Source organism: Muribaculum sp. (assembly GCF_029051885.1).
Lineage (GTDB): Bacteria > Bacteroidota > Bacteroidia > Bacteroidales > Muribaculaceae > Muribaculum.
In genome coordinates this window covers 1-9,231 of the sequence record NZ_JAIDKI010000196.1, presented here as the reverse complement: position 1 = coordinate 9,231, position 9,231 = coordinate 1, and the positions used below count along the sequence as shown (strand labels likewise).

Annotated in this window: 3 protein-coding genes; all 3 read left to right on the top strand. The window is 48.6% G+C overall.

From position 1 onward, the window contains the following. The first annotated feature begins 880 nt into the window (after positions 1-880). The 3 genes from K2I50_RS08235 to K2I50_RS08225 all read left to right on the top strand — a co-directional run bounded on the left by K2I50_RS08235 (position 881) and on the right by K2I50_RS08225 (position 9,037). Entirely contained in the window at positions 881-2,791 is a 1,911-nt protein-coding gene (locus tag K2I50_RS08235; RefSeq protein ID WP_301025856.1) for a hypothetical protein, read from the top strand. Between the two features lie 198 nt (positions 2,792-2,989). Beyond that, positions 2,990-5,368 carry a S8 family peptidase gene (locus tag K2I50_RS08230; protein WP_301025855.1) on the top strand — a complete coding sequence of 793 codons (2,379 nt, stop codon included), beginning with the start codon at positions 2,990-2,992 and terminating at the stop codon, positions 5,366-5,368. A gap of 21 nt (positions 5,369-5,389) precedes the next feature. Next, positions 5,390-9,037, top strand: a complete 3,648-nt coding sequence (locus tag K2I50_RS08225) for a leucine-rich repeat domain-containing protein (RefSeq protein WP_301025854.1) — start codon at positions 5,390-5,392, stop codon at positions 9,035-9,037. The last annotated feature ends 194 nt before the right edge of the window (positions 9,038-9,231 follow it).

The window sequence follows — 9,231 nt, the reverse complement described above, 5'->3', positions numbered from 1 at the left end:
TCCATCATCACAAGACAAAAATCACTCAGAGATATGCGACCCCAGCGTTAACAAATATTGGGGAACGGGGTCTAAAAATTTAAACAGTTTCTAAGGAGAGCGATAGGGCAGGCTGATAGACGAATGAATTAAGAGCTTGTTTAATAATAAATGTTGCCGCCAGGGTCGTATATATTGAGGCGATTTTCGACATGTGACGAAGGAGTGTACTTTATGTACACGACTGAGGAACAGGGTGAAAAGCGGCCAAGATATACGAGACAAAAGGTGACTTTATAACCATTCAACCTCCCTCCTGCTTTTGAAACAAATGTAAAAATATATCACCGATATGAAACAAATTACCTCCAGTCGGTCAATCGCCGGCATCTTTCCGCCTGCTCTTCGGTCGTTATGGAACCCCATAACTCCCTCATCACAAGCGAAAATCTGCTCGACGAATGACCGCCCTGACGGTAACATTTATTATTAAACAAGCTCTAAGCCTTGTGTGTGCAGATTTTCCGCGCACACAAGGCTCCACTGTATATATGATTGGGCTTATTGTATAGCCATATCGCGGGGCTATATGTTAAATAATGTTGTGAAAATATTGGGGTATACCTCTGAAATTATTGTAATTAACAATCTGTAATTAAAAACAAAAGTATTGTAGCCGTAAAAAATCGCGATTTGTCATTTAGATAAGAAAAAAATAGTTAACTTTGCGCTCAGACGTATGAGATTTGTTACAGGGAGCCATTAAGACTCATTCGGGGAAAATGGTGTGCCGGGATACAAGTTATTGTATCTTATGCCGCATCATTGCTGATAAAGTAATGACGGTTGCCCCGATGCCATTGATATCACTGCGTAAATTTTATAAACTAATCAGTTACATATGAAAAAATTTTACTCATTTCTTGCGTCGGCTGTGGCTTTGGCTACATCCTTTACAGCTTCAGCCGCGTCTGTGACAATTATTGTCGACAATCCTGAGGCTGTCGACATCGTCAAGTCGGAATACAAGTATGATGATCAGGGAAATGGAGCGTATGTGTATACCCCTATCGTTGACCCAGTACAGGATGTGAATGTAATTGAGTCGGACGACTACCTGTATGCATACGTAAAATCAAAAGATGGATTCGCTCTGACATCTGTAGTTCTTGACGAAAAAGAACTGCTTTACTCCAAACCTACCGATCAGTGGTCGTTCAGTGTCGGCGATTATACCAACGGTTCGGTTTATATGGTGTCTACCATAAATATGGATGAATCGCGTACGGCATCTGTCGATATTACTGTTGACGATCCGACAAAGATACGTCTTGCCCGCAATGGCAATCTCGGAGGTGATGTCGCTCTTTCCGCCGGTACCCAGACAGTGAAGTTTGACCCGGAGAAAGAGAGTCCATTCAGTATTCTGGCCAAATCGTCGACTGCACCTATATATTATGTGAAGCACAATGGCGAGAATGTGACCATGACCTACGGGCAGTATAGGGTTGAGGTAAAGGATGGCGACAAGATTGAGATTGCCGCCAACTTCCCGGATATCGACTATACCGTAAAGGTGATTGTAGCCGACGATGTGAAGGGTGTGTTCTCCGGTCTTTATGATGCATCCAACACAGCTCTTGACGGAAATCTGGCCGAAGGTGTTGCCGTACATGCCGGTACATCGCTCAATCTGCGTCTGAACACTACCGATTATGCTGTAGATGATGTGATTGTCAACGGCGAGTCGACAAAACGCAACTACTGGTCGGGTGTGATTGACAAAGATTATACCTTCGAGATTCTGGCCCATGAGTTTGGAAACTACACAGTTGATGTGGATGTCGACGATCCCTCGCGAGTAGAGATATACAACGGCTACAGCTCGTATGGCTCCGAGAAGTTTGATATCGTTGCAGGCGTCAACACTCTTGAGTTCAAGGAGAGCAACTATGGCAACAGCATATATATTGTCGCTACCGCGGGCAATATAGTAAAGAACGTACGCATCGTCAACGGTGAAAACGAGTCTAACCGTTCGGGCGGCTCCGTTACAGTGACCAAAGGCGACAAGGTATACATCACTACCGCTGTCAAAGAGCCCGATACAAAGTTTATAGTATGGGTGGAGCCGGCTGCAGTAGGTTCAATCAGGAATATAACTTTCAATGAATCGTATGGCAGCAAGGTGTTTGGCACTATAGAGCCGCAGGCCGGAATCAATGTGTTCGACTATTGCTACAGCGACCTGTCGATGCAGATGAATATCAATGTGAAGCATCCCGATCCTATCCCCGAAGGATATATGCCCTGGACCCCATATCTGTCGTACAACGAGGGAGATGCATATGAGGCTTCCTACTTCCAGATGTCGAACTATTCGGGAATGGCCGACGGCGATATTATCCGTATATTCTATGAGCAGCCCGCGAAGGGAGAGGTAAAGATCTCGCTCGCAGATGCTGTCGATGCTTCGGCTATCGCGGTAGAGGTTGACACTCGCGCTGTGTCGGAATGGTCATCCATGTCGCTCTTCAAGGGTTCGGAAGTGAAGATTATACCTTCCGTTGCCGTTACATGCAGTGTCGACGGACGTCCTGTGACAGCCGACAGCGACGGATGCTTCTCGTTTAGCGTCACCGGCGACCACAATGTGGTTCTTGGAATGAATACTACCGGTATCGACCGTGTAGAAGCCGAGGGCACCGCTCCCCGTGTGATATACAATCTCCAGGGTATCCGCATGGCCGATACCGACAATCTTCCTGCCGGCATATATATCATCGACGGCAAGAAGGTCGCTGTAAAGTAAACGGTTTCCGCATATGATGCGGCCACATTACAATGATATTTTCCGTAGGGCGCGGCTTGTGAATGTGCCCTACGGGAATTTGTCTCTTTAATAAAGATGTCTTGCCGGTTTTGGCAATTGAGGAAGGCATCATAAGGATAGTTAGTCCGTATGGCTATAAGATGTGATTGAAAAACGTAAATATAATTTATTACCTGAATGAGAAAATACATAGTTGTTTCGTTGGCGCTGGCGTTGGCCGGAGGCTCTGCCTGGGCAGGTGGTCTCGACTTGCTGAGTCGCGCCGAACTACGCCGCGCACGTGAGGCCCGGCTGGCAACTCCGATGCGTGCTCCTTCGCCGCTGGCTGTGAAAGGCGATATCCGGTCAGAGGCCGGCTCGCGTATCGGTGCGTTTGTGAGACTTAATGAAGGATATACAGTGGATGACCTTGAAGCCGACGGTATTACAGTGCTGTCATGCCGAGGTAATATAGCTCTGTGCATGGTGCCTGTCGATTCCGCCGAGGTGCTCGCTGAGAAGTCGCCTGTACATACAATGCAGATTGCCCGCAAGGCCCATACCCATATGGATCTGGGTCGTAAGTCGGTTGGTCTTGATGAGGTGCATGCCGGCGCGGCCGGACTCGAGCAGCCCTACCGGGGTGAGGGCGTTATCGCCGCTGTTGTCGACCAGGGTGTCGACCCCAACCACCTCAGTTTTCTGAATCCCGACGGCTCCACACGTTTCGGATATCTCTACACAATCAATTACGCCAACAACATGAACGGCTATGCCGACAACGGTTATTGGGGTGAGGAAGTGAAGGACTTTACTACCGATACTCCTTACGGCTACCACGGTACCCATACCCTCGGCATACTCGGAGGCAACTATCAGGGTGATGTCACTATGCCCGACGCGTCAAAGTTTACCGACCGTAACCAAGCCGTGCCCGTAATCGACACCCCCAATCCATTCTGTGGCGCCGCTCCGGGAGCTGAGCTTGCCGCCGCCGCATGCGCCGATCTCCCCGACATGTTTATCGCCTATGGCGTAGACCAGATGTGCAGCCATGCATATAACCGGCAGAAACCTATGGTGCTGAGTATGTCGCTCGGCTCAAATGTCGGTTCCCACGATGAAAACTCGATGATGAACCAGTTTCTCGATCTTATCGCCACCCGTTCGGATGACAATCCCAATCCTCCAATTCTCTGTCTTTCGGCAGGCAACGAGGGCGACCGACGCATATGTCTGCGCAAGACTCTCCACAGTGAGTCGGATATGCTGAAGACTATGATATGGCCTTCGGTGTACCAATATGACCCCGATGTTGAGGGTTCGCTCACTTTGCGTAAGGACCAGATTGCGATATATTCCTCCGACGAGACAAAACTTGAGGTTCAGGCCGTACTTTACAACAAATCGCGCAACTATCGAGTTACCTCACGCATGCCGGTTATCGGCGACGGTGTCGGCGCATACTATCTTTCCGACGAATCCTTCCAGGTGTCGAGCGGCGATATGGTGAATACCTACCTTGCAAAGTATTTCTATGGATATGTAGGTCTCGGAGGCATGATTGATGAGGATGTCAACCGGTATTACTCCATGATTGACTATGCTCTTCAGAACAATGATAGCAACCTCGACGACAACTATATTCTCGGTTTCGAGGTGAAGATAGCCCCGGGACAGGATATTCCCGCCGAGGGCATAACAGTTGAGTGCTATTGCTCGGGCGAGTACTCCGAGATGTACGATTATGGCGTGTCTTCGTTCGACAACGGTTCGCGCAACGGCTCAATCTCTGACATGGCTGTCGGAAAGAAGCTGATTGTGGTGGGCTCGTACAATACCCGCAATGAATGGTTCTGCCTTGACGGCTATGCTTCACGCTACGAGTCTGAGGGCGACTACTTTACCGTAGGGCGTGTAAGCGGATTCTCGTCGTTCGGCACACTGCGCGACGGCCGCAATCTTCCTACCGTATGTGCTCCCGGCAGCACTATAGTTTCATCGGTCAACAGGTATTTTACCGATCTTGACGATGTCAAGGAACAGGCCGACAAACTCTATCAGGCCAAAGCGACAGGCTCCGACGGACGTGTAAGCTACTGGAAACAGGAGATAGGCACTTCGATGTCGACTCCGCTCGTGGCCGGCGCCATCGCCTGCTGGCTTCAGGCCGACCCCTCGCTTACCTATGCCGATGTGCAGGATATAATCGTTTCTACTGCTGTGGTTGACGATGATGTCCGTGCCGGTGATCCCGTGCAGTGGGGTGCCGGAAAGTTCGATGCCATGGCCGGTCTTAAAGAGGTAATCAGGCGTAGAGGCTCGTCATCTATTTCGGGCATATCTTCAGATGATGCCGCAGGCAATCTGGTAGTGACATCGGCCGGCCCGAATGCCTATACATTCTTTATCGGCGGCGTACCGGCCATTGAGGCAAGCGTATACACACTTGGCGGAGCACGCGTGATGAGCGACGATACCGCCGGCGACGAGATTACCATAAGCCTTGACGGATATGCCTCCGGGGTATATGTTGTCAATGTCAACGGACATGCTCGCAAAGTAATTGTAAAGTAATAATATAATAATAAATCAGTTATGCGTATATTTCGTAAAGCTGTGATGGCCTTGGCCCTGGTATCGTCAATGCTGACACATGGTGCCTTCGCTCAGGATGCTTCCGACCTTGGTGAGCCGGCCATCACTATCAAGACCAATGCCTACGCCAGCTTCGGTGAGGCTAATAAATTCTCCATCCTTATCGGTGTGACGGAGAAAAGTGAGTATTACGATATTGACATGGGCTTTGGTCCCGAGGAATTCGAGGCCACTTATGCTACTATCGACTCTGTTGGTGCATGGCACGGGTCGACGCTTTTAGGCCGTGTGTCGGAGAAAGGTGAAATCAAGATTTATGGCGATGCATCTAAAATTGATGTCATCCACGCTATCGGTTGCTACATTACCGATATTGACCTCAGCAAGTGTGAGAATCTCGACATTCTGGTGCTTGAGCATAATGAGCTGAAGGGTCTCGACCTCACACCCAATACTAAACTTTCCGCCATATATCTTTCCGACAATCCCGGCTCTGAGGAGACACCGATTATTATCGGTACTCCCAAGCCTAACCTTCAGATTCTTGAGGCGGATATTATCGGATGGCTTGATCCTGACTTCCGTCCCGATTATCCCAAACTGAAGGTTCTCGACCTGTATTATACACGTCGTCTGAAGAAAATCGATCTTTCAGGTTGTCCGCAGTTGGTAAACCTTGTACTCGAACTTACCGATGTAGAGACCCTCGATCTCACTCCGGTGCCCAATCTGTGGCATCTGAATATCGGAGAGAGCCGTATCCGTGAGGTTGATTTCTCAAAGGTTCCCAAACTGGGAGAGCTATTCTGTAGCCATACTTCCGGTACCGTCAACACTGATATCAAGATTGAGTCGCTTGATCTTACTCAGGTTCCCGAACTTACGTATCTCTCGGCGGCAAGCAATAATCTTACCTCGCTTGATATTTCCAAGAATCCCAAGCTGCGTACTCTGTATATACGCCGCAATAATCTTACAGCTCTCGACATATCGGCCAATCCCGATCTTGCAAGCATAGATATTGATCAGAATAGGTTTACATACTCGACCCTCCCGGCCGACCGCACTACCTTCAGAGAATATTTCTATAGTCAGAAGCCCTATAAGGTAAGCCGGGTTATCGGAGTAGACTCTCCTATCGATTTTACATGTATGCTGCGTCCGGAAAGCAATACATATGCGCGCGTGATGCTGGCACCCATCGGTGCTGAACCCTCTGAGGTTGATGTTGACACCTATACCTGGGAAAACGGTATGCTTACTTTCAACACGACTTTTACAGATTCCGTATATGTTGAGTTTGCCAACTCAGAACTGGCTGAATATTCTCTTACTACATCGCGGTTTATGGTAAAAACCGCCGATGAAGTTGGAAAACCTTCCCGGATTGTGTCCATGATGGTTCCGCGTAACTCGTCGGTAAACTTCAAGGTGGGTGTCAGCGGTGCTACCGCCGAGGCTCCGCGCAAACTTCTTGTTGACTTTGGCGACGGCTCACTCAAAGAGTTCGATGTTACTTCCGAAGAAGCTGCCACAACCGTATCGGGTACATCGACAAATTACAATATGTACATCTACATGCCGGAAGAGGAAGTGCTCTCTGCCCTTGATTTTGATGGACAGCGTCTGCTTTCGCTCGATCTGAAAGCTGCCACTGAGTTGCGCTATCTTTCTGCTCGCGGATGTCAGCTGTCAACTGTAAATCTTGCCTACAACCGTTGTCTGGCTTCCATCGACCTTTCCGACAACACATTGTCTACTCTTGACCTTGCGGGCGTGAGCGGAAATTATGAGAAGACTTTCCTCACAAAGATTGTAGCCGCCAACAACCGTATTGCCAATTTCAATATCTTGAATACCTCCGGTTGCCGTTATCTCGATCTGTCGAATAACAAACTTGAGAAATACGACCTGAAGAACTATGACAATATGCTCCATCTTGACCTGTCGGGCAATAAAATCCAGACTGTCAATATGGCCTATCTCTCCAATGCCGAGTATATAAATCTCAGCAACAACCATATTTCTGAGATTGAGAATGTGATTGATATGCCGCAGCTGGTTGAGTTCAATCTTTCGGGCAACATGCTTAGTCTCGCTACTTTGCCCTTTATCGCCAATGTCTCGACCAAGTATATCTACGCTCCCCAGTCAAAGATTGTCATAGCGGCCAAGGCTCCTTCTGTCGCGCTTGATGACCAGTATGTGGATATCAATGGAAATATCACACAGTACAAGTGGGTCAAGACCGACGGCACTGTTCTTGTAGAAGGTACTGACTATACGATAAAGGACGGATTCAGCCGCTTCCTTACTATCGATGGCGATGCCGTTCACTGTGAGATTACCAACGGAGCATTCCCCGCATTCACCGGAGAGAATGTGCTGTGTACCACCGATGTCATTCCTATGGGAGCCCCGACTACTGTGGTTGCCTCATTCACAGTGTCTGAAATAAGCGATAATCCCATTGTCGGTTTCCGCACTAAGGAGGTAAGCAACGTATATATCGACTGGACCTCCGAGGGTGTTGACTTTCAGAGCTACCCTGCCAGGGCCGATGTGTTTATCCCCAGCTCTGATGTTCATGCCGTAGTAGGTAAGAAAGCTGTAGTGTATACCTATGACACACCCTCCGATATCACAGTATTCTCTATCTCGGGAATCGGAATGTCGGACTTTGACGGCTCATCCCTTACCGACATTACAATGCTCGGTCTCTATAACACCGGACTCGAACAGGAGAATCTGATTTTCCCCACAAAGACTCATATCAACGGCCTTAACATCACTGAGGCCCATATACACGATATCGACCTGTCGGAATTCCCCGCACTTGAGAGTCTTGTGTTGACCGGCAATGACCTGGAAAGCATAGACCTGTCAAAGGCACCTCTGCTTAAGACAGCATCCATCGCCAACAATAATATCTCATCGGTGAAACTCGGCAATCCCGAGATGTGGGGTCTCGATCTGACACGCAACAACCTTTCGACACTTGATGTATCGGGCACACCTGTTCTTCAGCAGCTACTCCTTAGCTCAAATCAGTTCTCTGAGATTGATTTGTCGCCTGTTGCGTCGACTCTTCGCGCTATGATTCTTGTGGGCAACCGCTTCACTTTCGCCACTCTCCCGCGCAAGGTTGATTTCCCGCTGATGCTCGATGCTTACTATTATGCCAACCAGGCTCCTGTGGATGCCGAGGTAGTCGATGGCAAGGTTGACCTTGCCGACCAGGCGCGTGTCGGTGATACCGAGACTGTGTATACATGGTACTATGGTGAGATATCCGTTGATGCCGACACCGGCGAGATTATCGGCGAGATGCTTAGCCCCGAGGGCGATGACCCCGAGTATAGCATTGAAAACGGTGTCACTACATTCTATGTAAACTATTCCGAACCGGTAATCTGTGTTATGACCAACGCCGAGTTCCCCAATCTTGTACTGTATACTGATTATCTTGACATCTCTGCAACCAGTGCGATTGGAGGTATTATCGCCGACAACCCCGACGAATCGGTAAATGTATATAATCTTCAGGGTATGCTCCTGCGCGAGAATGTACGACGTGCCGATGCGGTATCCGGACTGGCTCCAGGAATATATATGGTTGGTGGCCGTAAGGTGATGGTACGACGCTGATGCATCCCACTGCTAATATTAAAAATCCGTAAATTTTTAGACAATCTCTTAACTAAGTCTCCGATGTCCTCTGTGGATATCGGAGACTTTCTTATATATGATACCTGCTGTTTTGTCATAAGAGCTTGTTTAATAATAAATGTTGCCGCCAGGGTCGTATAGCTTGAGACGATTTTCGACATGTGACGAAGGAG